The sequence below is a fragment of the Curtobacterium sp. MEB011 genome (assembly GCF_030209655.1).
GTDB classification, from domain to species: Bacteria; Actinomycetota; Actinomycetes; order Actinomycetales; family Microbacteriaceae; genus Curtobacterium; species Curtobacterium poinsettiae.
This window is the reverse complement of sequence record NZ_JARVRN010000001.1, coordinates 219,428-242,314: the sequence shown is the minus strand read 5'-3', so window position 1 is coordinate 242,314 and position 22,887 is coordinate 219,428. Positions and strand designations below refer to the sequence as shown.

Genomic DNA, 22,887 nt, shown 5'->3' with positions numbered 1-22,887 from the left:
CCCGCGCCTGCGAGAATGTGCACATGTCGGTCCTGCTGGTGATCTCGGGTGTCTGTGCGGTCCTCGCGGGCCTCATCCACGTGTACATCTTCTTCCTCGAATCGGTCATCTGGACCAGTCCGCAAGCGCGCCGGATCTTCGGCATCGCTTCCGAGACCGAAGCCGTGGCGACCCGCTCGCTCGCCTTCAACCAGGGCTTCTACAACCTGTTCCTGGCGATCGGGGCCATCCTCGGCGTCGTGCTCGTGCTCGCGGGCAACACGGTGAGCGGCTGGACGCTCGTGGTGTTCTCCACCGCGAGCATGCTCGGGGCAGCGGTCGTCCTGATCGGCTCCGGCCGGAAGTACGTCAACTCCGCGTTCAAGCAGGGCACGCTCCCCCTGATCGCCCTGCTCTTCGCGCTGCTGGGGTCCACCGTCGGCGCCTAGTCCGTCCCCCCGAACTGCGAAAGCGACAGGGTGCCGCCGAACATCGGCGGCACCCTGTCGCTTTCGCGGTGGAGAAGCGCTCTGGGTCAGCCGAGCTTCTTCTCGAACTCCGCCGGCAGCTTGTCGAGCGCCCACTCGATCGCGGCCGTGGTGCCCATCGAGAACGCCGACGACACGTCCTTGTCGTCGAACACGATCGCGTGCCCGGCCTCGACCGACGGCACCTTCTGGAACAGCTTGTTCGATGAAGCCTCGGACGCGTCCACGTAGATCGGCAGGATCAGCGTCAGGTCGGCGTCGAGCAGGTCCAGGTTCTCGTCGGACAGGTGCACGGAGAACTCCTTGCCGGCCTGCTGGTCGATGGCCTTCGGGATCTCGAAGCCCAGGTTTCGCATGAAGGTCGAGCGGCTGTCGGTGGAGGCGTACGCCCCGAAGCCCTCGGAGCTGTAGGCACCGACGACGGCCGTCTTGCCCGCGAAGTCCGGGTGCGCCTTGCGGGCCGCGGCGTAGGCGTCGTCGAGGCCGGAGAGCAGCTTCTTGCCCTCGGACTCCTTGCCGAGCGCCTTCGCGATCATGGTCGTCTGCTGCTCGGTCGAGGCGAGGTAGTTCGCCCCGCCCTTCGGGATCGCCAGGGTGGGCGCGATCGCGGACAGCTTGTCGTACCGCTCCTTGTCGCCCGAGGACTTCACGTCGAGGATCAGGTCGGGGTTGAGCTTGAGGATGTCCTCGTAGCTCGGCTCGAGCGTCTGGATGATCTTCGGGGACTTGTCGTACGCACCCTTGAGCCACGGGCCGACACCGTCGCCACCGAAGGCGAGCCAGTCGCTCGCGCCGACCGGCTGCACACCGAGTTCGAGGGCGGTCTCGGCGTCGCCCCAGCCGAGCGCCACGACGCGCTTCGGTGCCGACTCGATGGTGGTGGTGCCGAGGCCGGTCGTGATCGAGACCGGGAACGCGGCGTCGGACGACCCAGAGGACGCGGAGTCCGTCGAGGAGCCGGAGCCGGACGCGCAGCCGGCGAGGACGAGGGACGCGGCGACGACGGCGCCGGCCGCGGCGAGCACGCGTCGGAGACGCAAGGGGGAACGGTTCACGAAGGGTAGCCTAACCTAACGGGGTGCTCAAGAAAACGGCTGGCTAGGCTGGGTGACCGTGGCGTTCACCGAACCAGGCCGCACGCACCTCGCGGTGCTCGGCTCACCCATCGCGCACTCGCTCTCGCCCACGCTCCACGCAGCGGCCTACGATGCGCTCGACCTGCCCTTCACGTACGGGAGGCACGAGGTCGCGTCCGGCGGGCTCGCCGCGTTCGTCGCGGGGCTGGGTCCGGAATGGCGTGGGCTGAGCCTCACGATGCCGCTCAAGCGCGAGGTGCTTCCGCTGCTCGACCGCACGACCCCGCTCGTCGATGAGCTCGGGGTCGCCAACACGGTCGCGTTCCGCCACGAGGGCTCCACGATCGTGCGAGCCGGCGCGAACACCGACGTGCAGGGCCTCGTCCGACCGGTCGAGGCACTCGGACACCTGCCCGGTGAGCCCACGATCCTGGGCGGCGGTGCCACCGCGGCGAGTGCCCTGACCGCTGCCGTGCGGCTCGGCGCCTCGCTCGTGCGGGTGTTCGTCCGCGACACCGCGAAGACGCACCCGCTGGTCGGCCTGGCCGTCCGGCTCGGGGTGACGCTCGAGGTCCACCCGTTGACCGAACTCACGGGCACCCACCACGGGTTCGTCCTGTCGACGCTGCCGGGCGGAGCCGCCGACGCCTTGGACGTCCGGCCGTCGGGACCCGACGCCGTCCTGTTCGACGTCGCCTACGAACCGTGGCCCACCGCGGTCGCCAGCCGTTGGACCGAGGCCGGGGGGCTGGTCCTGAACGGCCTCGACATGCTCACCGAGCAGGCGATCGGGCAGATCCGGTTCTTCCTGACCGGCGACGAGGACGAGCTGCTCCCCGACGAGGCCGGGGTCCGCCGGGCGATGCGCACCGCGGTCGACCTGCCCGCCGTCATCAGCGGTTAGCCGAACCGGGCAGCCCTCGGTCAGCCGCGGGACCGCGCCTCGGCATCGAGCAGCGCGACGGAGACGTCCCACAGCCGATCGGCCTGGTCGGGATCGAGCGCCCAGGGCAGCACGCCGTGCAGGCCGTCCTCGATCCGCTCCACCACCGCTGCTTCGTGGCAGTCCTCGAAGTAGCGACCCGTGACCCCGTCGAGTTCGGGTGCGGTGGCGAGCAGGACCGAGGTCGCGGCTCCCTGTTCCGGGGACTTCACGGCGTCGGCCGCGGCGAGCTTCGTGGCGGCCAGGACCGCCGGGTCCCAGTGCTTCTGCAGCCCGGTCCAGATCCCGCCGGGCATCAGGGCGTTCGCGGTGATGCCGTCGGCGGCCCACCGTCGGCCGGCAGCGACGGCGAACAGCACGTTGGCGGTCTTCGACTGCCCGTACGCGAGTCCGGGCTCGTAGCGACGTCGGCGGAAGAACAGGTCGTCGAACACGACGGGCGAACCACCGTGTCCGCTCGACGACACGGAGACGATCCGTGCCGAACCCGAGGCGGCAAGGGCGTCGTGCAGCCCGAGCGCGAGGGCGAAGTGCCCCAGGTGGTTGGTCGCGAAGTGCGACTCCCACCCGGCGGGCGTGTACGACTCGGGCGCGTCCATGATGCCCGCGTTGGCGACGAGCACGTCGAGCGGCCCGGACCACGCTGCGGCGCAGGCCTCGACGGAGGCCGGCCGGTCCAGGTGCAGCTCGACGACGGCCGGTGCGTCCGTCCCCGTCGTCCGCGCGATGTCGTCCGCCACCCGTCGGCCGGCCTCGACGTCCCGCACCGCGAGCGTCACGCGGGCCCCGGCTCCGGCGAGCGCTCGGGCGGTCTCCACCCCGATGCCGGACGCAGCACCGGTGACGATCGCCGTGCGCCCCGTCAGGTCGAGGCCGTCGACGACCTCGGCGGCCGTGGTCCGTTCGCCGTAGCGGGTGAGGTCGCGTGCGGGCATGTGGGCTCCTGTCAGCTGGCGTGGTGCGGAGCCGTCAGGCGACGACCCCGTCCACGTAGAACCATCGTCCCTGCTCGCGGACGAAGTCGCTCGTCTCCTCGAGCGTGCCGCGCTCGTCGTCGGAACGCCACCACGCGCGGAACGTGACGGTGCCGTGGGAGTCGAACGGGCCTCCCGAGTTGGTCGCCAGCACGTCCAACCGTGTCCAGCGCTGGGACGCATCCAACTCGAGGCCCGCCGGACGCGTGCGCGGGTGCCAGGTGAGCAGCAGGTACTCCGGCAGGCCCAGCGCGAAGGCGCTGAAGCGGGAGCGCATGAGCCGTTCCGCGGTCGGCGCCACCGCCCCGGCGTGCAGGGGGCCGCAGCACTCGCCGTAGGGGTTGCCGCTCAGGCAGGGGCAGCGCGTCTCGTCGGTGACCACCGGCGGAACGCTAGTCGACGATGGACAGCGTGACCGTGATGTTGCCGCGGGTGGCGTTCGAGTACGGGCAGATCTCGTGCGCACGCTCGGCCAGACGCTGCCGCTGCTCCTGCGGGGCGTTCGGGGCGTAGACGTCGAGCTCCACGGCGAGGCCGAAGCCCCCGTTGCCGATGCCGCCGATGCCGACCTCGGCGGAGACCTCGGCGCCGGTGGTGTCGAGCTCGAGCTCCTTGCCAGCGGCGTGCAGCGCACCGAGGAAGCACGCGGCGTACCCGGCGGCGAAGAGCTGCTCGGGGTTCGTGCCCTCGCCGCTGCCGCCCATCTCCTTGGGCGGACGGGTGTCGAGGTCGAGCCGGTCGTCCTCGCTGCGGACGTGCCCGTCGCGGCCGCCCCCGGTGGCGTGGGCAGCGGCGGTGTAGACGATGTCGAGACTCATGGTCCGAGGTCACCGTGCCCGCCTGGACGATCGCTGAGGGGCAGCACCACGTCGCGGGCGCGGTCGCTCCGGGAGGCGCGCGCTCGGGCGTGTCCGGGTGGGGAGGGTGCGGGCGCGGCCGGGGCGAGGGCGCGGGACGCCGCGCATCGAGTGAGCAGAAGACGTCGAGTCCCCGCCAGCACCCGACATCTTCTGCTCACTGAACGCAAAGCGCGCAGACACCCCGCACCAGCACCGGGTAGACATGATGAGTGTTCAAGATCGGGTGGCAGGTGTTCCGCGAGCGCCTCCCCGCACTCGTCGACGCCCGGCGCCGCCGCCGCATCCGGCTCGTCGGCAGCATCGCGGTGGTCGTGGCGTTCGTCGGGTTGGTGGTGCTCGGGCTGACGACGGACGCGTTCGACGCCACTCCGCTCCCGCCCGCCGGAAGGGTCGTCGTCGGCCTGCTCCTGTCCGTTGGCTTCGGGTGCCTCGCAGCCGCCTGCGTGCCGTCCGGGCCGAAGGGGTGGGCGATCGCGCCGATCCCGGGCATCGGGTGGCGCACGCAGGAGGCCGTTACCCGGTACCACCGCAGGAACCCACCCCCGGTCGACCCGAAGCACCGCGACGCCGTCCTCGACCGGCTGCCGGAGACCCGCGACCTGCTCGTCCGCTCGGCGCTCGGCGGCCTCCTGCTCCTGACCGGGTGCGCGGCCACCCTGCTCGCCGTGGTGATCGTCGACGTCGCCGCGATCTCGGCCGGCACCGGCTTGTCCCGCTTGCCGCTGTTCGGGTTCTTCCTCGGCATCACCGGCGCGACCACGGGCATCGGCGGTCTGCGCACCCTCGGCCGGCAGGAGCAACTCCGCGTCGAGGCCGAAGCGCTCCCGCCGGTCCCTCCACCCCTGCCACCCCGCGGCCGCTCCGGCGCGCGGAGCGGCAGCAAGCTCGCACTGCCGGAGGAATGAGCCGTGTTCACGCTCGGCTGGCAGGTCTTCCGTCGGCACGTCACGGACGTGCTCGATCCGGCACGCGTCCGACGTGCCGCCGTGTGGTCCGGCGTCGCAGCGGTCGTCGCGCTGGTCGGCATGGCCGTCCTGGAGGCCCGGGTCGACTGGACGGGGACCACTCCGGTCCGCAGCGTGGTCGCGATGGTGTTGCTGGCGCTCGGCGTCGGGCTCCTGACGTTCGCGTGCATCCCGACGTGGCAGCCGCCGGACCCCTCGACGACGATCAACGGCCGGCAGGTGCGGCCCTCGTGGCAGCTCGCCGCGCGGGGTGCCACGCAGCTGTACGTGCAGCGTCGTCCGGTGCCGGTCCTGCCGGAGCACCGCGACATCGTCCGCACCGACACGGTCCTGCTGCGGCGGGGGCTGATCGGCATGCTCGCCCGCGTCGCACCGTTGCTCGGTTCGGGTCTCGTCGCCGTCCTCGGGGCGTTCGTCCTCGGGGCCGCCAGCGGTTTCCACGTGCTCGCGATCGCGGCGTACACAGTCGGGCTGTCGGAGTACTTCGTCCGCATCGGCCGCTCCGAACGCGCCCGCCTGGCCGCCGAGTCCCTCGAGCCCGCACCCGAGACGCCCGCACGCCCCACTTCGTGAGCAGGAACGGCACCGCACCGCTGTCGGCGGCGACGGGCACACTGGGCGCATGTGTGGAAGGTTCGTCGTCTCCGACACCACAGCCGATCTGTTGCCCGAGCTCATGGGCGAGCTCGCCGCCCGGACCGAGCACGTCGACGAGGACACCGGCGAGGTGCACCCCGGCCTCGCCCCGAGCTGGAACGTCGCCCCGACCGACCCCGTGTACGCCGTCCGCCAGCGCCACGGCGAACGCGAACTGCCGCAGATCAGCTGGGGCTTCGTGCCGAGCTGGGCGAAGGACTTCCAGAAGCAGCGCCCGAAACCGATCAACGCGCGCATCGAGACGGTCGCGACGAGCGGCATGTTCAAGCGGGCCTTCGCCACGAACCGCTGCATCGTCCCGGCGCAGGGCTACTACGAGTGGGTGGTGCGCGAGGACGGCAAGGAACCCCACTTCGTGCACGAACCCGGCGGCGCCCTGGCGATGGCCGGCGTCGTGAGCGCCTGGCCCGACCCCACGAAGCCCGAGGGCGACCCGGACAAGTGGCGGCTGTCGCTCGCGATCATCACCCGTGACGCCCACGTCGCTCCGGGCGAGGTCCACGACCGCATGCCGGCGTTCCTGACGCCCGACGGCTACGACGACTGGCTCGGCGGCGACCTGCACACCGACGACCTGCTGGCCCTGCTCGACCACGAGTCGCTGACGGTGGCCGCGGGACTTGCGCAGTACGAGGTCTCCCGCATGGTGAACAGCGTGCGGAACGACGGGCCGCAGCTCATCGAGCCCGTCGCGTAGGCGGTTGCGCCCCGCGCGCGCAGGGCAGGGCTGGCAAGCAGACGCGAAGAACCCCCGTCGGCATGCCGGCGGGGGTTCGAGGATCAGCGATCGGTCAGCAGCAGATCAAGCGGTGGGACGGATGACGTCCGGCAGCACCACGTGCAGGCGCTCGGTCAGCCGCGCCTTCGCTTCGTCGAGGGAGCGGAAGTCCCCGACGTACTGGCCGAAGGTGTCGGCGACGAAGAAGTGGGTGCCCTGACGGTCGACGGTGCCGCCGTAGTAGCCGCCGTAGTTCGCGACCCACAGGCCGGTGTCGGCCTGCGCCCACGTGATGTGGACGGGGGCTGCCTGCACCGGAGCCACGACCTGGGCCTCGATCTCGGCGATCACCTCGATCGTCTGGGTGTCCAGGGTCACCTCGGCCTGCTGGCGGTGGGCGACGGTCGTGCTCATGGTGCTGCTCCTTCGTGCTGTGCTGCGTGCTGGGTGGTGCCGGTGGTTCCGGTGGTGCGGGCGTCGCGGTCGACGCCGGGGGTCTTGGTGTCCGCCGTCGTCACTCGACCGGCCGGATGACCGGCGGGAGCATGACGTGCAGCTGGTCCTCGAGCTTGGTCTGTGCCTCTTCGAGGGAGGCGAACTCGCCCACGACGAGTCCGAAGGTGTCGGAAGCCACGTAGCGGTCGTCCCGCTTGTCGACGCTGCCGCCGAAGTACCCGCCGTAACCGGCGATCCACTCGCCCTGGTCTTCCTGCACCCAGGTGACCTTGGCGCGCTTCGGGCGCGAGGAGAGCTCTGCGTCGGCTTCGAGGATCGCGATGGTGTCCACGGTCTCGGTGTCGAGGGTGACCTCGGCCTGCGTCGCGTTGTTCACGGTGATGCTCATGTCGCTCTCCTTCACGATCCGGGGTACATCTGCTGACACCAGAACGCTACGAGAACAGCCGCGTGGATCGCCAGCGAGGCCCGTGGATTCACGGGTTCCGTCAATGCGACCCATCGGCCAGCCCCGGATTTCCGGGCAGGTGCGTCGCACTTCCGGGGTACAGGACCAGGATCGGGGTACTCGTTTTCCGGATCGACGCGATCGGGGGACGAAACGGTGCGGTCACCGGCCTGGAGGCGCGACTCGCTAGCGTCGGCGTGTGACCACCGACAAGCCCCGCGTCGACGACCGCGCACCCGCCACCTGGCGCAGCCGTCGGTTCGCGACGTGGTTGGCCGTCGCCTACGGCGTCGCCCTGGCACTCGTCGGCTTCTGGGGCTCCCCCGTCGACGCTTCGGGCGGCCCGTGGCTCACCCGTGCGCTCGCGGCCGCACACCGTCACGGGCTGCCGGACCGCATCGACTACGCCGCGGTCGAGTCGTTCGCGAACGTCGTGTACTTCGTGCCGCTCGGCCTGCTGGTGGTGCTGCTCGCCGGTGCACGGTGGTGGTGGGCCGCCATCGCCACGGGGCTCGTCGTCAGCGCGTGCATCGAGACCGGCCAGGCGCTGTTCCTGCCGGCCCGCACCGCGACCATCGACGACGTCGTCGCGAACGGCGTGGGGGCGCTCCTGGGGGCCGTGGCGGGCGTGCTGCTCCTCAGCCGTGCGGCCCGGCGTCGCTGACGACGATCCCCGCGCACGAAGAAGCCCCCGGAGCAGGTGCTCCGGGGGCTTCGTTCAGTGTGTCGAGACTCAGACGGACTCGCGCTGGCGGCGGACCGAGCCGCGGACCAGCAGGAGGCCACCACCGAGGACGACTGCGCCACCGGCGACCCAGAGGGCCAGGGCGGAGACGGTCGAACCCGTGAAGGCCAGCGTGCCGTCGGTGCCGTTGCCAGCGCCGGCGCCGGCTGCGGGAACCGCAGCAGCGTCAGCCGGGGCGACGGTGAAGGCCGCGAAGCCGACGACGCCCGAGGTGGCGCCGGTGGCGGTCAGGTTGTAGGTGCCCGAGGCGCCCTGGGGGAACGTGACCTTGACGTCGAGCGAACCATCCGAGGCGGCCGTGTAGGTCTTCGAGACGGTCGTGGTCGGCAGCGCGCCGAGCGTGACCGCACCGGCACCGGTGACCTGGACGTTGACGGTCTCGTTGTCCTGGAAGGCACCCGGCGTGAAGTTCACGGCCGCGGTGCCACCGGCGACGGCGCTGCCGGAGACGGAGACGTCGGAGTCAGGCGTGTAACCGGCGGCGTTGGCGACGGCCGGAGTGGCGAGCAGTGCGGCGCCAGCCAGCACCACCGCTGCGATGAGCTTCTTCATGAATGGTTCCCCTAAAGATCTGAATATCCAGACCCTGACACCCAGAGCCCGCTGTTCGCCGGTGGTTGACCCCAGCCAAAGAAATGGCGGTTGTGATGGCGATGTTGACTCAATCTAGCGGAGTTTCCCAGCTTGGTGCCAGATCACGTGGATTTTGGTCACTGGTCGACGTGTGTTCACCCTCGACATCGGCGGGACGAGCAGCGGCGCGGTCGCTCGATTCCGGCATCAACCGACCGAAAGCCCTGATGAGACGGCCTGAGCGACGCCACACACGTGCGCTGTGCGTGAGATCAAGAGTCTTTGCGCTCGAACAGGATCGTCCGGCGCCCCTCGGAGTGGGGGCAACGTGCCGGTTCGTTTTGCGGAGGTTCTGCCGTCACCGAGTGGCGAGTGGCTGCTGACAGTCGAACGTCAGGGGCTTCGTTTTCGTCTGCTGGACGCCTGGAGTGGAACTCGCCTGCACGGCTGCCTTCGCGTACTTCGCCTCGCCGAGGAAGGCCACCCGGAAGGTCAGGCTCTCGCCGGGGGCGAGCAGTGTCTGCAGTTGCGCGACCGGGTGCCCACCGTCGGTGGCCGTCTGCACCGCGGTCGTCTTGCCGTCCTTCGTCGCGCCCAGGAAGATCGCGTCCTCGGGCGCGTACGCGGCGAGCAGGGTCTTGATCTTGCCGGGGTCCACGCCGAAGTCGCCGCCACCGGTGACGTACCGCGGCAGGCTCGTCGCGGCATCGGCCGGCGCGGTGTTCTTGATCGTGATCTGCACGACGGACGTGGGGCGACCGTCCTTGCGGCACACCGAGCTGCCGACGGAGACGCTCTTGTCGAGGTAGTAGTCCATCTTCGCGCCGGTGCCGTCGTTCAGGTAGACGGCGAACTGGCTCGAGTCGGCGGTCGCCGTCGGGAGCTCACCGGCGACCGGGGTCCCACTGATCCTGCGCTGCTCGGCGTTGTCGGCGCTCCAGAGCCGCAGACGGCCCTCGTCCGAGCTCTGGGTCAGCGCAGACACGAACGCCTTCGTGTCGAACCCGCCCGACGAGATCTTCTCGAACACCGCGCCGGCGGCCGACGCGAAGAACGCGTCCTGCACCACCGGATCGGGGTACTTCGCGTAGACGTCGCTCAGCAGGAGCTTCACCGCGTTGTCGGACGTCAGGGTGTCACCGGTCGGCAGCTGCACCGGACCGGTCGCCTTGAGGATGTAGCTCAGCGTCACCGGGTCCATGGCGATGACCCCGTCGACCTGCTGCCCGAACTTCTGCTTCCACATCTCCCGCGCGAGCTTCGCCGAGACGTCGAACCGCGGCGTGAGGGTGACGTCCTGCATGTACTCGCCGGTGATGTTGCCGTAGAGCCCACGCGTGTCGGCGGTCAAGGGCAGGACTGGCTGGTCGTACGGCCCGAAGTCTCCGCTCGAGGCCTGCGCCGACAGATGCAGTGATCCGTCCTTCGCCTCGAGTTCCGCCACTGCGCCGGGGATCCCGCCTCCGGCTCGGAGTTCGGCGTTGTTCTGGAACAGCAGCAGGTAGTTCCGGTCCCCGTCGTGACCGAGCATGGCTGGCGCGAGCTGCACGATGCGGTTCGCTGCGACCGCCTGCTCGGAGGCAGTCGACAGCGCGTTCCGGAGCTGTCCCACGGCGGTGGTGACCGGCGACAGGGTTCCGCTGGTGTCGATCCGTGCCGCGTCGGTGCGCGCCTGCTCGAGCGTCTTGGTGGCCTTCGCGACCGCCGGCTGCGCATCCTCGATCGGCTGCAGGTCGATCCGGCCGTTCTTCGGCGCGAACGAGTCCGACCCGAGCTTCCCGACGACTCCGGCCACCGGGCTGACAGCATCGCGGGCCACATCATCGACGACGACCGACACGTCCCGCACGGCCCGCAGGTTGGTTCCGAAGAACGGCACAGCCTGCGCCGCACCCCAGACCGGGTCACCGGTCAGCGACCGAGCCGACGCGGCTTCGTCCTCCAGGTGGCGTGCGGTCTTCTGGGCAGCGCCGGTGTCGCCGCTCGTCAGCTGGGTCCGCAGCGTGTCGACGTCCCCGACGGCACGCTCCAGGTGCCCCTTCGCGAGCAGGCCACGCACACCGACCCACGCGACGGCGAGGATCAGCAGCAGGACAAGGGCGAGGACGACCCACAGGACGATCCGGGCCCTGGACCCCCGGCGTGCTGCAGTGCGTCGCGACTCGGGCTGGTCGGACATGAAGCGATCCTACGGTTCCGTGGGTCCAGCACCCATCACTGACGGACGGAATCCGCGTGTTCGCGGTACCAGTCGATGGTGCTGCGGAGCCCGTCTTCGAGCCCGATCTGCGCCGTCCACCCGGCTTCCGCCAGCTTCGACACGTCGAGCAGCTTCTGCGGCGTCCCGTCCGGCTTGCTGGTGTCCCAGACCGTCTCACCCTCGAAACCGACGATCTTGCCGATCGTCTCGGCGATCTCCTTGATGGTGACGTCCGAACCGGTCCCGACGTTGACCTGGTCAGGACCGTCGTAGTGCTCCATCAGGTGGAACACGGCAGCCGCCATGTCGTCGACGTGCAGGAACTCGCGGCGGGGCGACCCGGTCCCCCAGTTCTCCACCGTCGACGCACCGCTGCGGGCTGCCTCGTCGTACCGGCGGATGAGCGCCGGCAGCACGTGGGAGCCGGTCGGCGAGAAGTTGTCGCCCGGGCCGTAGAGGTTGGTCGGCATCGCCGAGATCCACCGACGACCGAACTGTCGGCGGACGGCCTGAACCTGCAGGATGCCGGCGATCTTGGCGATGGCGTACGCGTCGTTGGTGGGCTCCAGGTGGCCGGTGAGCAGCGCGTCCTCGTGGATCGGCTGCTCGGCCATCTTCGGGTAGATGCAGGAGGAGCCGAGGAACACGAGGCGCTCGACACCGTGCTCCACCGCGGCGTCCATCACGTTGACCTGGATCTGCAGGTTCTCGCTCAGGAAGTCGTGCGGGTAGGTGTTGTTCGCCATGATCCCGCCGACCTTCGCGGCGGCGAGCACGACGTGCTTCGGCTGCTGCTCCGCGAAGAACGCGAAGACGGCGCTGCGGTCCTTCAGGTCGAGCTCGGACGAGGTCCGCCCGACCAGGTCGGTGAATCCCTCCGACTCGAGCTTGCGGAGGACCGCCGAGCCGACCAGGCCGCGGTGCCCGGCGACGTACACGCGATCGGACCGGTCGATTGGACCGGGGGTGAAGTCGGTCGTGGACATCAGGAACCCCAGCTCTCGAGTCGGACTTTGTCGATCCACGGACGGCCTTCGTGCTCGAGCGCCGAGATGTCGGCGTCGACCATGATCCGTGCGAGTTCGGCGGTGTCGACCGTGGCCTCCCAGCCGAGCTTCTCCTTGGCCTTCGAGGCGTCACCGACGAGGGCGTCCACCTCGCTCGGCCGCAGGTAGCGCTCGTCGAACCGGACGTGGTCTTCCCAGTTGAGCCCGGCGTGGGAGAACGCCGTCGTCAGGAAGTCCTTGACGGTGAAGTCACCGCCGGTCGCCAGGACGAAGTCGTCCGGCTCGTCGACCTGCAGCATCCGCCACATGCCCTCGACGTACTCGGCGGCGTACCCCCAGTCGCGGACGGAGTCGAGGTTGCCGAGGTACACGTGGTCCTCGAGGCCGGCCTTGATCCGAGCGACGGCGCGGGTGATCTTGCGGGTGACGAACGTCTCACCGCGACGCGGCGACTCGTGGTTGAACAGGATGCCGTTCACCGCGAACATGCCGTAGGCCTCGCGGTAGTTCCGGGTCACCCAGTAGCTGTAGACCTTCGCTGCGCCGTACGGGGATCGCGGCCAGAACGGCGTCTCCTCGTTCTGCGGCGGCGGGGTGGCACCGAACATCTCGGACGAGGACGCCTGGTAGAAGCGCGTGTGGATGCCGGAGACGCGGACCGCCTCGAGCATGCGCATCGTGCCGACACCGGTGACGTCGCCGGTGTGCTCCGGCTCGTCGAACGACACCCGCACGTGCGACTGCGCGGCGAGGTTGTAGACCTCGTCGGGCTTCAGTTCGCTGAGCAGGCTGACGAGCCGCGCACCGTCACCGAGGTCCCCGTAGTGCAGGAACAACTTGGCATCGGGGTTGTGCGGGTCCACGTACAGGTGGTCGATCCGCGATGTGTTGAACGTGGACGCACGACGGATGAGTCCGTGCACCTCGTACCCCTTGCGGAGCAGCAGCTCGGCCAGGTAGGAGCCGTCCTGTCCGGTGATGCCCGTAATGAGTGCGCGCTTCGTCATGTCTCCCCAGCTCAGGCGCCAGCCCTCGGGGAACCGCCCCGAGACGTGGTTGGACGCAACAATTTTTCAGCATAACGGCTGCTCATGACTCAAGCGGCAGCGAGCTTGGCTCAGGCCGGACCTCGGAGCTCCAGCTGATCGCCGAAAGGCGCCAACCACGTCTCGGCGTAGGCGGACAGCTTTCCGTAGTTGTTGTCCGTAGCGATCACGCGGCGCCCCATCTGCAGCCCGATCAGCATCGCGTGCAGACGATCAGTGACGATTGTTTCCCCTCGCGACAGAAAGTGCACGCCACGCTGGAAGCGCCGTTCAGCCTTCGACATCCAGACTTCTGGAGTGTGTCGGAACACGGACTTGAGCGGCGGAAGTTGCTGGGTGCGGTTGGACCACCACCGGTGCCAATCGAGATCCCACGGATCCGCAGGCCAGTCCGGCCCTTCGGAGAGATGACCAGTCGACTCGCCATCGTTCCGGACGAGAGTCACCACGTCCGCTACCGGCGCGGGTGCCGGTATCTCGCCGAGCATGTGCACAGCGTCAGGACTGATCACGACCCCGGCCATCAGGCTCTCCACCGCCCGAGCCGACCGCTGGTCCCTGACAGCCAACCGGGTGTTCGGGCGCGCGCCGAACCTCCGTGCAAAATCAGCCTCCGAAACCTCTGAGGAGAAATGAACGGTCTGAGGTTCCTGGATCAGCAACGTCTCCTGAGCGAGACCTTCAGCAAGACGGTACCGATGAAGATCGGCGTCGGGGTAGAGCCCGCCGATGTTTCCCCCGCCATGGATGGCGACCGGTGTCCTTGTCTGCAGAGTCGCTCGATCCAGCGTCGAACGGCTGCTGACCCTCGTCAGCACGATTCCAGCCTGGACCCAGAAACTGCGCTGGCCCAGCACGATCGCGGAGTCTCCGATGTTGGCATGGTCCGGAAAGTCGGTCAGCGTGACTTCCGCAACACCCGAATGCAGCTGAGACAGGCTCGAGAAAGTCTGCTGGCGCAGCGTCGCAACCGGGTTACTCACACATGAAGAGTGTCCGAAGCGTGCTGATACTTCAAGGATGCACAGCATCATTTGCCGATCGGTTCGCAAATTGAACGATCCCTGCGCGAACGAGCGGGTGATGGCACGACAGAGCAGGTCGCCGCTGTGCGAGCGTGACCAGGCAGGGTCACGAGCATCGATTCCCGATCGTGGCCTCCACAGTCAGACGGACCGCCGTGCCCTCGACGGTCAGACGAATCGCCGTGGCCTCACCAGGAACTCCACTACCATCACACCGAGCCCGCCCGCAGCACGCCTGAGCAGCACCTGGAAGCCATCGATGCGCTTGTCCGTCCTCATGCCCGCCCGGAATGCCGCCAAGACCATCAGGGCGAGCCTCGGATCGACGCTCCGCGCGCTTCCGAAGGACGCCGAGGTCCTCGTCCTTGACGACGCGAGCAGCGATCATACGGCGGCAATCGCGAGCGAGATGGAAGACGGGCGGGTAAAGGTACTCCGCTCGCCAACCCCCTCAGGGGTAGCAGGCGCTCTGAACGTATTGCTGGCGGACGCTCGGGGCGAGTTCGTGGCAAGAATGGACGCCGACGACATCGTTCTACCGGGAAGATTCAAGTCCCAGCTGAGCCGGTTCAACCGCCGTTTCGACCTCATCTTCGGCGGAGTGCTCCACTTCGGCGAGCGTGTCAAGGTCCCCTACCCATCGCCCCCACTCACCATCGGACCCGACGCTTTTCCTTCGGCACTGCTGATCGACAATCCCGTCGCACATTCGACGATGATGGCACGCCGAGACCTCCTCTTGGAGATCGGGGGCTATCGAGAATGCCTTGCTGAAGACTACGATCTCTGGCTGCGTGCTGCAGCTCGAGGTGCGCGTATCTCCCGTTTCGCAGCACCAGTGACCGCACTGAGAAGGCACGCCGGCCAGGTGACGGCAGACAAAGGATGGGCGGAAAGGGCAAGCAACGAGCCCGAGTGGCAAGAGTCGTACGCAGCGCTGGCTGAGGCCACGGGTCAGGTTGCTGGAGATACCGAGCTGCTCGCCGAGGTGAACGCAGCGATGACCATCGGTGAGAAGCGCACGCTTCTCCTGCCCGGGATCATGCGCACCATGAAGGACTTCAGCGCGCGAGACGCCCTTGCGCTGAAGATCCTGATGAGGCGCGGTTGATCATTCCATCGCGAGACGGCGGCGGAACTGCAGCCGGGAGGCGACCCGCTTTGCCAGCAGGTGAGCCGGGCGCTCAACGAGCCGGAAGAAGATGTAAGCGACTGCAATAGAAACAGGGATGCAGACCAGTGGAGTCAACCACGCTAGGTCGACTGGCAGGAGCGTCCCGATGGTTACCACAATCGGGTCGTGCGTCAGGTAAAGGCTGAACGAGATCCTTCCGAACCACTGCACCACTGGTCGCTCCAGAAACGACCGAGCGCCCTGCCACCTGACGGCAGAGACAACGATTCCAAGTGCCGAAAGCAGCACGATCGGTAGCGTGACCGCGTCGCGAGCGGAGATCGGCGACCCAATCCACCACGTGCAGGTGATGCCGATGAGGCTCGCTCCCATGATCCACGGCCACCTGCGGTCAGTCGAGGCCTCGGCTCGGGACAGCACGGGTGCCAGGACCGCACCGATCAGGAACATCGGAAGGTAAATCAGCAGCCCCTTGTCCTGGATCAGCGTTCCGAAAGTGCTCAACGCAATAGCTCCGACCAGGAGCGGCACCCTCCACCGCGCAGAACGCAGGGCAACGAAGACATAGAGAGGGAGTAAGACTGAGAACGCCACTTCCCACCGCAACGACCACAGTGGCGGGTTCAGCCAATCTGGCGAGATCAATGTCGCGTTCCGAACCAAAGCGAAGAGGGAGGGCGCTTGATCGTGGTTCTCCATCCATGTCCCGCGTCCAACGGTGCCCGAACGAGGCACCGCCAGCGACAGGACGAGCGAGAAGAGCACGGCAACGACGACGGGCAGGTAGAGCCGAACCAGCCGTGACGGGTAGTACGCCTTCCAGTTGTAGCGCCTACGGAACGCGGGCAGCGTGAGCACGAGTCCGCTCAGGATGAAGAAGACGTAGACCGCCTCGGGGCCCGCCCAGACGAGATGGATTGGGGACGCGACCAGCCACGTCAGCGCCGCCGGCGCAGGCTTGTCGAAGTAGACATCACCGAGAGGTGCTACAGAGACGAATGAGTGGTGGATGAGAACGACCAGAGCAGCAATTCCACGAAGTCCATCCAACGCGCCAATCCTGTTGGCAAACTCTTCCACAGTGCGCGAGCCTACAACTCGCCGTCCTCGAATGCCAGCACGAAGCTCACGGATTTCCCAATTTCGCGCAGCTGGGGCTCCGGACAAACGAAGCCAAACGACGCTCGTAAAAGGCCTAGCGGCCCGCAGATGGAGTGAGCGTCTTTCTCGACGAGACCGCCACTCGCCCATCGACATCTTCGATCCTTCGCGGTGCGATGGCGAGAATGACCCCGGCCGACCACCAGAATGGCACCGCGCCGAACGGGGCTTCGAGGACAACCCCGAGTGACGCCACAGGCAGGATGGCGATGATCGTCATCGCTGCTGTCGCGACGACGTCATCTTGAGCGGCGACACGCAGCCGTCGGAACAGCGTGAAGACAAGTGAGAGCACCACCGCCGCAGCAAGAACCAGGCCGACTGCACCCATGCGGGCGTAGATACCGACGAAGTAGTTGTGCGGACTCCGAACGTTGTCGTAGGTCGTCCCCTCGAGGAACGACAGCGTGCCAGATTCCGTCAGGAAGTCGTTCCCGAATCCGCTGCCGATGATCTGTCGGGACGGAGATCCATTCGTCCAGGCGATCACCTGCGACCAGACCAACCGCCGCGCATTCTCCGTGCCCTTCGCACTCAACTGGCCTTGTGTGGTGGCCGCCGAGGTATCGATCGTGGCGATGATTCGCTGTCCCGCGCCGGTCAACGGCAGGACGAGCATGAGAACAGCGATAGCAATCGGCACGAGCATCTGGGAGAACAGGCGACGGCCGCTACGAGCAGGAGTGCTGACGTAGAAGATCAGGTAGGCGACGAACATCGATGCGACGACGCTGATCAACCCAGCGCGCGACTGCAGCGAGAAAACGTCGACCAGGGACACGACGATCGCCGAGATGGACCAGAAACGCTTGGACGTGCGGAACGCGCGGAGCAAGAACGTTCCGGCCCCGATTCCGAGGATTGCCATGTCGATGTCCGGCCGAACTTGGAAGATCCCTGCAGCACCACCCGGAAGCGGGATGCCCGTGAACCCCGTGAAGATTGAAACGGTGGCCCAGACGAGATGGAAGGCCAATGCAATCCGGAAGATACGAGCGGTTCTGTCACGAGCGCTCTTCGTCGAGCGCGCGATCGATGCTGCACTGACGTAAGCAACGAAGACATAGAGGAACGGGGCCGAATCACGAATCCAGTCGCTGATCGGCTCGCCCTGTGTCAGCGCAAAGGCAACTCGGATGATGATGTAGCCGAAGAAGAGATGCACGGCGAGCCCGGGCTGGTCGCGAGCGAACAGGTCGTCGCGCAACTGCTGGCCCCGAATGTGTCGCGAGATGAACCACTGCGCCAGCCCGAGGAACAGGAGAACATCGGTCAAGAAGAGCGGGGGGACGCCGATGTAGGATCCCCAGCGACTCGCCGCGAGGATCAACGCCACGGCACTCGTACCGACGACGACTCGGGTCGACTGGCGCTGGAAGTCCCCCGAAGCCATGTGGGAAAGCTAGCACGCTCGGTGCATCCTTCGGCCCTCCGACGGAAGGAAGACTCTGCCATCCGCCGCAAGAGGCGAGGTCCCGAATGCGCTCCCCGCCAGGACTTACCTTCGGCTCAGAGAGGGGCATCACTCTCAGCTGAGTTGGCCGAGGGCGCCGAGCGCCACCCCTAGCGCGACCGTGAGCAAGAGACTCAGGCCGACAGCTCGATACGGAGTTGCGCGGCCACACCCGAACGCGAGGAGCACGAGGAGTAGGAGCTCCCGTCCGAGGTAGACCCATGCCGCTGATTCGACGCTGTGCGCTGCAGCAACGGCGATCGGGATCGCCAGAACGACGCCCACTGCCTTGATCGGAGTCCCCCAAGCGAGTCTCCCGCGAGCCATCAGAACAGGCGCGAGCGACCATGTGATCGTCGTCACCAGGATGCTGAGTGAAGCGGGGTAGACAGCATCGAGCGGCTTCGTCCAGGCCGGACCGAGGAACGGGCGCAGGATGAATTCCGTACCGACGTTGAGCACCACGACCAGGGCAGCCGACAAGAGGGCAGCCCTCACGAGGAGCGCGTTGGCTGCGCCCCTCACTTCGTCGACACCATCGGCTTTGTCGAGCCGGACTCGGAGCACGTTGGCTGTGGAAGAGGACACTGCGTCGCCCGGGTTACGTGCCACCGCCATCGCCAGATTGTACGAACCGAGCGCAGCCGTGCCAGCAATCGCACCGAGCAAGATGCGATCAGCTTGCCCTTGTAGCCAACCGAGGATGAAGAATCCGGACGAGTGCCGGAACTCCTTGGTGAGGGTAGTACCTGTGCCCAGGGCCTGAACGTGAGCCGGCAAGCCCAACCGGTCGGAAGCCCGGTGAGCAAGTACCGCAAACAGGAGCTCCGCGAGCAGAACCTGCAGCGACGCAGCACCGAGGCTACGCGTGAGAAAAAGCATCGGGACGGACACGATGAGCGAGAGACCGGAAACCAGGAGTTGCAGGTTTGCCAGGCGGCGCCATTGATCGCCCCGTTGCAGGAATCCGAGCGGGATGATCGAGTAGGAATTTGCAATCGGCACGGCTACGAGCGGGAGGAGCGCGAAGATCTGGGTATGCAGGTCTTCGGGGAAGATGATCCAGAGAAGCCCGATGGTGACCAGCATTGCGATGACTCCGCCGATGCTCGCCCACCTCCGGTATCGAAGGAGGAATTGGTACGAGTCCCTGTTCGCCAGACTCGGCACAACGACCTGGCGGATCGCGCCGTCAAGGGCCGAGTAGTAGAAGGTGAGGACGAGCATCGGCCAGGCGTAAAGCCCGATGACGACCGGCGCCACGTACTGCGCGAGCAACACCATCAACAGGGCGCTGGCAAGCCTCGGAAACACACGCTCGATGAGCGACCAGATCAAACTGCGCATCGATCAGCTCGCTGAGGTCGAGATCGCAATACCCGCTTCGGTCACGCCGACGGCGCCAAGCCACTTGTCCCCGCCCTCTCGGACATTGCGCCGTTCCTCGAAGAACCGCCGAGCGCGGACTCCGTACTCCTGCACTGCATCGTGATCTGACACGAGCTTCGAGACGGCCATCGAGATGAGCGATTCGGATCCAGACGGTGCCACGAGCCCGGCGTCCGCGGCGAGGACGTCTCGAGCTGCTTGCCCGGAACCTGAGCCGAGGTAGAGCACTCCTCGCCCGGCTGCCATAGCGGCGTACACCTTCGACGGAACGCATGTGCCCGTAGCGCTCTCAGCGAGTGATACGACGTGGATGTCGGCACCTGCGTACGCGTCCTCCAGCTCCGATTCGTCCACAAAACCACCGATCCGGACGTTGCTGGCCGGAGTGCCCGCCAAGTAGGCAGCAACACGATCGACCTCGCTCCCGGAGCCGTTGATCGAGAGTTCGACATCACGCCGGTTCGCTACGGCTCTCACCAAGGGCAGGAGCGGGTGAAGGTCGCGGGCAGAACCTGAGTAGAGGAGCTGCAGCGGTCCGCTGCGATCGCCGACCGGCGTTGCAGCCATATCGCGGTGCCACAGCGGGATTGTGCTCACGTTGCCACCGGTGACCGCGGAGAAAGCGTCTGCCATGCACTCTCCGATCGTGACGACCTTCCCACTGGTTCTGAGCGCTGCGCGCTCGAGGGCAGCCCTGGCCTTCGAGAGAGGCCCGCCTTGATCACTCGTCAGTCGGTAGAGGTCCATGACCCAGGCGACATCCGTCACCTGCCCACGACCGAGACGTCGTGCCAGAGCTCCGACGAACGGGATCCCCGACGGCACATCGACGGTGATGACGGCGCGGATTGCGCGCCTGCGAACCGAGATGAATCTCGCCGCAGATCCGAGAAAACGGAGCTCTGACAAGAGACGCCTCGCCTTCGCGACGACGTTGCCGCCGGAGAGCACGATTCGCTCTGGCGGGATCGCGATGACAGCGACTCTCTCGCCGCGCCGACGCAGTTCACCCGCCAAGTCCTGAACGACCTTTGCTACTGCGTCGCGCTCCGACGCTGCATAGCCGTAGGCAACAACGACGAGGTCGTTGTGAGAGCGGTGCACTGTGCTCATCGGCTCACGCTCCTCGCTGGGTTCCCGACGACGGTGTCCCCGTCGGGCACGTCCCGGACGACGACCGCGCCAGCTCCGACCTTGGCGCTCCGCCCCACGGTCACCGCACCGATGATCAGCGCTGCGGCTCCGACGTCAACCCCATCGCGAATGAAGGGCGCCCCCTCGCCCGGTCGCTTGTGCCCGATCACGACGCCGTTACGTAGAGTCACTCCCGAACCGATCAGCGCGTGATCGTTCACCACCAAGCCGGTTCCGTGGAAGATCGTCAGTCCAGGTCCCACCATCGTCTTCGGACGGAGTTCGATCCCGAGCACGAATTCGGTGGCGAGGCGGTAGAAGATCACCGCGGGCAACGATCTCATTCGCGGTCGAATGCGACTCCGCATCAAGAATTGGCAAGCGCGCAGCCCGGTGAGCACGAGTTGTGACTTGACATCACCACGGTTGGCCCGCAGGTCGGCGCGCAGTGTCCGGCGGAAGCCTGCAAACGACTCGAACGGCAGCAACGCGGCCTGCGCCTCCGCGGTTCCATCTCCCGTAACTAGTTCGTCCGTCACCATGCCGCTACTTCCTCACGCTCGAGATCACACTTGCCCAGCCAGCGCGGAATGCGTCCCGCGAATGCTGCTCGTCGAAGGTTCGCCGAGCGCCTTCGGCAAGTCGATCCGACGTCGAGGCATCGCCGGTGATGCTCTGAACAGCGGAGGACACGGAGTCGACGTTAGCCGTCGCGACCAGGCGCCCGTTGAAGTCATCGTCAACGAGCTCACCAATCGCGCCCAGATCCGACGCGACAACCGGCACACCGACGCTGAACGCCTCGATGATCGTCAGCGGTTGCGCCTCGAAGCGGTACCGAGACGGGAACACCAGCACCTCTGCCGATGCCAGTGCAGCCCATTTCTCTTCGCCGAAGAGCGGTCCACGGAACGCGATCCGGTCGGACAACCCGACTCGAGCGACGCGGTCGCGGAGCGAGGCAGTCACATCCTCGTCGACCGTCGGGCCGACCAGCGAGAACGTTTCCTGTCCAGGGCCAGCGGAGATCTTGATCGCCATCTCCACGAAGATGTCAGCACCCTTCTCTTCGAGGAGGTTGGACAGGAAGATAACGTGCCCGCGTCGTCGCGGCGCGTGTTTCGCCGGGGGCGTCTCAACGGTGTTCTTGATGATCGCAATGGACCCCGTCGGGACGAAGTCGACGATGTCGGCCACCAGGGATTCTCCGAGGCAGACAGTGACCTTGCCACCTCCGAGCAATCGACTCACAAGGAAGCGCCACACTTTGCCGCGCTGGGCAAGTTCGCTGTACCCCCTCGTGTGGACGTAGTTGACAGTCGGGACACGGAACAGCCGGAGCAACTCGCCGAGAAAGACATCCACGAGGAACGAGAACGGCCGGTTCGTGCAGAAGAACACACAGGCACCTGGGCGCTGGAACAGCGCGATCAGGAGTCTTCCGGCAAGGGCCGGAGCCGCGCTGATCTTCCGAAGCGACACCGAACCGACCTCACCGATGTCCCGGCTGAAGCGCCTGTCAACGAGGACGGGCGTCTCCCCGAGCTCGCGGAGTACCGCGAGGAGGATCTTGGTGATCAACGTCGAGCCGTGCATCGGCGGCGGTACCTGACTGATCACGACGATCCGGTGACCCGACCTCATCAGCGGTTCCTGATCACGGCCGCGAGGAAGACAAAGTTGCCGATGAGGTACCGCCGCCAAAGCCGCTTGGGCTCCGACAAGAGACGGAACACCCACTCCACGCCGAGAGCGGTCATCCACTTCGGTGCTTCACGCTTCGTACCCGCGGTGAAGTCGAACGCAGCGCCGACAGCGCACGCGACAACCGTCAGCGACTCGGCGAGGCGACGGACCTCGAGATCCTGTTTCGGCGTTCCGAGACCGACCCACACGATGTCGGCCCGTGCGTCCCGGATCAGCTCATCTTGAGCGAGGACTTCTCCCGGCGTCAAGGGTCGGAAGGGTGGGCTGTACACCCCGGCGATGATCACCCCGGGATGCCGAGCCTCCAGATTCCGTTGCAACCTGACCAACAGGTCCTCTGACCCGCCAAGAAGAAAGTGTCGGACGCGGGACGCCCGGCCCTGATCCATGACGTCGTGGAAGAACTGTGGACCACGGACCTGCGAGAGCCGGCGCTTGGACAGTCGCGTCACCCAGCTGAGCGGTTTGCCGTCGGGGAGGTTGTACGCCTCTCCTGAAAGTGACTCGCGGAAGACCCCATCGCTCTGAGCAAGAGCAATCGAGTAGGCATTGACGAGATGGACCGCGGCACCGGTCGGCGGATCAGACTTCGCCGCCCGGATCACAGCGGATGCAGCCACAACGGGCGTGGCAGCGACGATCGGAAGGCCACCGAGTCGACGCCGAGGTAGTGCTTCCAGAAGGGGCGCTGCGTGAGCGGTCATGACGATCTTCCTTGTGCGGTGAGGGGGGATCCGGACGACCTGGC

General features: G+C 67.1%; 25 protein-coding genes. 7 read left to right on the top strand and 18 right to left on the bottom strand.

Features of this window, described 5'->3' with window-relative positions; all coding sequences use genetic code 11:
• Positions 1 to 23 precede the first annotated feature (23 nt).
• Positions 24 to 428: a DUF1304 domain-containing protein gene (locus tag QRN30_RS01150; protein ID WP_017886278.1), complete on the top strand. Its 405-nt coding sequence runs from the start codon at positions 24 to 26 to the stop codon at positions 426 to 428.
• A gap of 86 nt (positions 429 to 514) precedes the next feature.
• Here the strand turns inward: QRN30_RS01150 and QRN30_RS01145 are convergent, their stop codons facing one another.
• Complete coding sequence (locus QRN30_RS01145; protein ID WP_031259322.1) at positions 515 to 1,522, bottom strand: iron-siderophore ABC transporter substrate-binding protein; 1,008 nt, start codon at positions 1,520 to 1,522, stop codon at positions 515 to 517.
• A 58-nt stretch (positions 1,523 to 1,580) separates the two neighbouring features.
• Between QRN30_RS01145 and QRN30_RS01140 the strand changes: the two genes are divergently transcribed.
• Complete coding sequence (locus QRN30_RS01140) at positions 1,581 to 2,447, top strand: shikimate dehydrogenase family protein (protein WP_031259323.1); 867 nt, start codon at positions 1,581 to 1,583, stop codon at positions 2,445 to 2,447.
• A gap of 20 nt (positions 2,448 to 2,467) precedes the next feature.
• On the opposite strand, the gene QRN30_RS01135 is transcribed toward QRN30_RS01140, so the two are convergent.
• The 3 genes from QRN30_RS01135 to QRN30_RS01125 are packed head-to-tail and all read right to left on the bottom strand — an operon-like array spanning position 2,468 to position 4,278.
• Positions 2,468 to 3,421 carry an SDR family NAD(P)-dependent oxidoreductase gene (locus QRN30_RS01135; protein ID WP_017886281.1) on the bottom strand — a complete coding sequence of 318 codons (954 nt, stop codon included), beginning with the start codon at positions 3,419 to 3,421 and terminating at the stop codon, positions 2,468 to 2,470.
• 34 nt (positions 3,422 to 3,455) lie between these two features.
• A complete protein-coding gene (locus QRN30_RS01130; RefSeq protein WP_284760133.1) occupies positions 3,456 to 3,842 on the bottom strand; it encodes a YchJ family protein in 387 nt (128 codons plus the stop codon).
• A 10-nt stretch (positions 3,843 to 3,852) separates the two neighbouring features.
• Positions 3,853 to 4,278 (bottom strand): organic hydroperoxide resistance protein, encoded by a 426-nt coding sequence (locus QRN30_RS01125; RefSeq protein ID WP_017886283.1) that lies wholly within the window; start codon positions 4,276 to 4,278, stop codon positions 3,853 to 3,855.
• Between the two features lie 251 nt (positions 4,279 to 4,529).
• Between QRN30_RS01125 and QRN30_RS01120 the strand changes: the two genes are divergently transcribed.
• Genes QRN30_RS01120 through QRN30_RS01110 form a run of 3 tightly spaced genes read left to right on the top strand, consistent with a single transcriptional unit; the run spans position 4,530 to position 6,639 of the window.
• Complete coding sequence (locus QRN30_RS01120; RefSeq protein ID WP_284760131.1) at positions 4,530 to 5,225, top strand: hypothetical protein; 696 nt, start codon at positions 4,530 to 4,532, stop codon at positions 5,223 to 5,225.
• A 3-nt stretch (positions 5,226 to 5,228) separates the two neighbouring features.
• The gene (locus QRN30_RS01115; RefSeq protein WP_284760130.1) at positions 5,229 to 5,858 is read left to right on the top strand and encodes a hypothetical protein; all 630 of its coding nucleotides are present in this window, start codon (positions 5,229 to 5,231) and stop codon (positions 5,856 to 5,858) included.
• Positions 5,859 to 5,907: 49 nt separating this feature from the next.
• Positions 5,908 to 6,639, top strand: a complete 732-nt coding sequence (locus QRN30_RS01110) for an SOS response-associated peptidase (protein WP_284760127.1) — start codon at positions 5,908 to 5,910, stop codon at positions 6,637 to 6,639.
• A 105-nt stretch (positions 6,640 to 6,744) separates the two neighbouring features.
• On the opposite strand, the gene QRN30_RS01105 is transcribed toward QRN30_RS01110, so the two are convergent.
• Together QRN30_RS01105 and QRN30_RS01100 are read right to left on the bottom strand one after the other, a co-directional pair.
• Positions 6,745 to 7,074 carry a hypothetical protein gene (locus tag QRN30_RS01105; RefSeq protein WP_214519769.1) on the bottom strand — a complete coding sequence of 110 codons (330 nt, stop codon included), beginning with the start codon at positions 7,072 to 7,074 and terminating at the stop codon, positions 6,745 to 6,747.
• A gap of 100 nt (positions 7,075 to 7,174) precedes the next feature.
• The gene (locus tag QRN30_RS01100) at positions 7,175 to 7,504 is read right to left on the bottom strand and encodes a hypothetical protein (RefSeq protein ID WP_056069418.1); all 330 of its coding nucleotides are present in this window, start codon (positions 7,502 to 7,504) and stop codon (positions 7,175 to 7,177) included.
• 259 nt (positions 7,505 to 7,763) lie between these two features.
• Here QRN30_RS01100 and QRN30_RS01095 point away from each other — a divergent pair, with 259 nt between their 5' ends.
• Positions 7,764 to 8,228, top strand: a complete 465-nt coding sequence (locus QRN30_RS01095; protein ID WP_284760124.1) for a VanZ family protein — start codon at positions 7,764 to 7,766, stop codon at positions 8,226 to 8,228.
• Positions 8,229 to 8,297: 69 nt separating this feature from the next.
• On the opposite strand, the gene QRN30_RS01090 is transcribed toward QRN30_RS01095, so the two are convergent.
• The 5 genes from QRN30_RS01090 to QRN30_RS01070 form a co-directional block, all read right to left on the bottom strand.
• Complete coding sequence (locus QRN30_RS01090; protein WP_017886290.1) at positions 8,298 to 8,861, bottom strand: hypothetical protein; 564 nt, start codon at positions 8,859 to 8,861, stop codon at positions 8,298 to 8,300.
• Between the two features lie 379 nt (positions 8,862 to 9,240).
• Positions 9,241 to 11,061: a DUF4012 domain-containing protein gene (locus tag QRN30_RS01085; RefSeq protein WP_017886291.1), complete on the bottom strand. Its 1,821-nt coding sequence runs from the start codon at positions 11,059 to 11,061 to the stop codon at positions 9,241 to 9,243.
• A 35-nt stretch (positions 11,062 to 11,096) separates the two neighbouring features.
• Positions 11,097 to 12,068: a GDP-L-fucose synthase family protein gene (locus QRN30_RS01080; RefSeq protein ID WP_042539117.1), complete on the bottom strand. Its 972-nt coding sequence runs from the start codon at positions 12,066 to 12,068 to the stop codon at positions 11,097 to 11,099.
• Positions 12,068 to 13,096, bottom strand: coding sequence for a GDP-mannose 4,6-dehydratase (gene gmd / locus QRN30_RS01075; protein ID WP_071250482.1), 1,029 nt, complete (start codon positions 13,094 to 13,096; stop codon positions 12,068 to 12,070). The genes QRN30_RS01080 and gmd overlap by 1 nt, the downstream gene beginning before the upstream one ends.
• Before the next feature lie 110 nt (positions 13,097 to 13,206).
• Positions 13,207 to 14,169, bottom strand: a complete 963-nt coding sequence (locus QRN30_RS01070; RefSeq protein ID WP_284760120.1) for a polysaccharide pyruvyl transferase family protein — start codon at positions 14,167 to 14,169, stop codon at positions 13,207 to 13,209.
• A 250-nt stretch (positions 14,170 to 14,419) separates the two neighbouring features.
• Here QRN30_RS01070 and QRN30_RS01065 point away from each other — a divergent pair, with 250 nt between their 5' ends.
• Positions 14,420 to 15,271: a glycosyltransferase family 2 protein gene (locus tag QRN30_RS01065; RefSeq protein ID WP_284760119.1), complete on the top strand. Its 852-nt coding sequence runs from the start codon at positions 14,420 to 14,422 to the stop codon at positions 15,269 to 15,271.
• Here QRN30_RS01065 and QRN30_RS01060 read toward each other — a convergent pair whose 3' ends face one another.
• The 7 genes from QRN30_RS01060 to QRN30_RS01030 form a co-directional block, all read right to left on the bottom strand.
• Positions 15,272 to 16,375 carry an acyltransferase family protein gene (locus QRN30_RS01060; protein ID WP_159557304.1) on the bottom strand — a complete coding sequence of 368 codons (1,104 nt, stop codon included), beginning with the start codon at positions 16,373 to 16,375 and terminating at the stop codon, positions 15,272 to 15,274.
• 115 nt (positions 16,376 to 16,490) lie between these two features.
• Positions 16,491 to 17,792, bottom strand: coding sequence for an O-antigen ligase family protein (locus QRN30_RS01055; protein ID WP_284760097.1), 1,302 nt, complete (start codon positions 17,790 to 17,792; stop codon positions 16,491 to 16,493).
• 192 nt (positions 17,793 to 17,984) lie between these two features.
• Positions 17,985 to 19,256 carry an oligosaccharide flippase family protein gene (locus QRN30_RS01050; protein ID WP_284760096.1) on the bottom strand — a complete coding sequence of 424 codons (1,272 nt, stop codon included), beginning with the start codon at positions 19,254 to 19,256 and terminating at the stop codon, positions 17,985 to 17,987.
• Positions 19,257 to 19,259: 3 nt separating this feature from the next.
• A complete protein-coding gene (locus QRN30_RS01045; protein WP_284760094.1) occupies positions 19,260 to 20,411 on the bottom strand; it encodes a glycosyltransferase in 1,152 nt (383 codons plus the stop codon).
• Positions 20,408 to 20,974, bottom strand: a complete 567-nt coding sequence (locus tag QRN30_RS01040; RefSeq protein ID WP_159557296.1) for a serine O-acetyltransferase — start codon at positions 20,972 to 20,974, stop codon at positions 20,408 to 20,410. The genes QRN30_RS01045 and QRN30_RS01040 overlap by 4 nt, the downstream gene beginning before the upstream one ends.
• A gap of 4 nt (positions 20,975 to 20,978) precedes the next feature.
• Positions 20,979 to 22,013 carry a glycosyltransferase gene (locus QRN30_RS01035; protein ID WP_284760093.1) on the bottom strand — a complete coding sequence of 345 codons (1,035 nt, stop codon included), beginning with the start codon at positions 22,011 to 22,013 and terminating at the stop codon, positions 20,979 to 20,981.
• 62 nt (positions 22,014 to 22,075) lie between these two features.
• The gene (locus QRN30_RS01030; protein ID WP_284760092.1) at positions 22,076 to 22,843 is read right to left on the bottom strand and encodes a WecB/TagA/CpsF family glycosyltransferase; all 768 of its coding nucleotides are present in this window, start codon (positions 22,841 to 22,843) and stop codon (positions 22,076 to 22,078) included.
• Positions 22,844 to 22,887 lie beyond the last annotated feature (44 nt).